Origin of the sequence: Geobacillus sp. ZGt-1, assembly GCF_001026865.1 — a bacterium.
GTDB lineage: Bacteria > Bacillota > Bacilli > Bacillales > Anoxybacillaceae > Geobacillus > Geobacillus thermoleovorans.
This window is the reverse complement of sequence record NZ_LDPD01000056.1, coordinates 1-419: the sequence shown is the minus strand read 5'-3', so window position 1 is coordinate 419 and position 419 is coordinate 1. Positions and strand designations below refer to the sequence as shown.

1 protein-coding gene is annotated in these 419 nt (G+C 56.3%); it reads left to right on the top strand.

The genetic code is table 11. From position 1 onward, the window contains the following. Positions 1-419 (top strand): FeoB small GTPase domain-containing protein (locus VU18_RS15440; protein ID WP_047758433.1); only part of this gene is annotated, 419 nt, incomplete at both ends.

Here is a 419-nt window from a genome sequence, read left to right as displayed (position 1 = left end):
CAACTCAAGCGCAACTTGCATTTGACGGTTCAGCTATTGGAATTTGGCCGCCCGCTCATCATCGCTTTGAATATGGTGGATGTCGCTGAAAAACGCGGCGTCAAAATCGATGCCGCCAAGCTGTCGCGCCATCTCGGCGTCCCAGTTGTTCCGGTCATCGCCCGAACGGGAAAGGGGACAAAGGAGTTATCGCGCACCATTTTGTCGGCAAAAGACGGACACCATTCCCGCATTTTTATTGATTACGGCGTTGAGGTGGAACGCGCGATCTGTCGCATTGCCGAGCAGCTGCCGGACGATGTGCCTGGAAACAAACGATGGGTGGCGTTGCAGTTTTTGGAGGGGAATGAGCGCATCGCCGCCTATTTGCGCGGGCGGTTGGATCTTTCTCCGCTTCTGGAAGCCCGCGCAGAGGCGGA